Origin of the sequence: Mesorhizobium sp. M7A.F.Ca.CA.004.04.2.1, from assembly GCF_004022825.1 — a bacterium.
Taxonomy (GTDB): domain Bacteria; phylum Pseudomonadota; class Alphaproteobacteria; order Rhizobiales; family Rhizobiaceae; genus Mesorhizobium.
The window spans coordinates 1-1,260 of record NZ_RZPH01001353.1 but is presented as its reverse complement, the minus strand read 5'-3'; the positions used below and the strand labels follow the sequence as shown (position 1 = coordinate 1,260).

Sequence of the window (1,260 nt, the reverse complement as noted above, 5' to 3'; positions counted from 1 at the left end):
CCTGAAGGCCGGCGAGATCGACGAAGTCGTCCTGGTCGGCGGCATGACCCGCATGCCCAAGATCCAGGAGATCGTGAAGCAGTTCTTCGGCAAGGAGCCGCACAAGGGCGTCAATCCGGATGAAGTCGTTGCTCTCGGCGCCGCCATCCAGGCCGGCGTGCTGCAGGGCGACGTCAAGGACGTGCTGTTGCTCGACGTGACGCCGCTGTCGCTCGGCATCGAGACGCTGGGTGGCGTGTTCACCCGCCTGATCGAACGCAACACGACGATCCCGACCAAGAAGAGCCAGGTGTTCTCGACGGCCGAGGACTCACAGTCGGCCGTGACCATCCGGGTCTTCCAGGGTGAGCGCGAAATGGCCGCCGACAACAAGGCGCTCGGCCAGTTCGACCTGGTCGGCATCCCGCCGGCGCCGCGCGGCGTGCCGCAGATCGAGGTCACCTTCGACATCGACGCCAACGGCATCGTCAACGTTTCGGCCAAGGACAAGGGCACCGGCAAGGAACACCAGATCCGCATCCAGGCATCGGGCGGTCTTTCGGACGCCGACATCGAGAAGATGGTCAAGGACGCCGAGGCCAACGCCGAGACCGACAAGAAGCGGCGGGCGCTGGTCGAGGCCCGCAACCAGGCCGAAGCGCTGCTGCATTCCTCGGAGAAGTCACTGAAGGAATATGGCGACAAGGTTTCGGAAGGCGAGCGCACGGCGATCTCCGACGCGATCGCGGCGCTGAAGACCGCGACCGAAGGCGACGACCCGGCCGACATCGAAGCCAAGAGCCAGGCGCTTGCCGAGGCTTCGATGAAGCTTGGCCAGGCCATGTACGAGGCTTCGCAGAAGGAAGCGGCGGAAGCCGACGCCAAGGCGGACGCCGCCAAGGACAGTGACGTTGTCGACGCCGATTTCGAGGAAATCGACGAGGATGACGACAAGAAGAAGTCGGCCTGAACCGTTTGACGGCAAGGTAAAGCGAAAAGCCCGGCGAAGGCCGGGCTTTTTTGCAACCCCTTGCAGAAAAACAGCGGGCCTTGCTGAAAAAATGCAGGCAAAGCCGCGTCGACACTGGCATCCCCCTTCCATCGCACCTAAATCGAAGCGTCAGTGCCGGCAAAGAGACGCAACAATGCTTCAAGACGTTGAGCATCCGGACAGCGGGAAAAAATGAAAGCTGATTTCTACGAGACGCTGGGCGTCCAAAAAGGCGCCGACGAGAAGGAGCTCAAGAGCGCTTTCCGCAAGCTCGCCATGCAGTTCCATCC

At 62.3% G+C, this 1,260-nt stretch carries 2 protein-coding genes; both read left to right on the top strand.

Features of this window, described 5'->3' with window-relative positions:
• On the top strand, positions 1-949 hold a 949-nt coding region (locus EN893_RS34505; RefSeq protein WP_164901407.1), incomplete at its 5' end, for an Hsp70 family protein.
• A 213-nt stretch (positions 950-1,162) separates the two neighbouring features.
• Positions 1,163-1,260: DnaJ domain-containing protein (locus EN893_RS34500; protein WP_164901406.1), on the top strand; the 98-nt coding region annotated here is incomplete at its 3' end.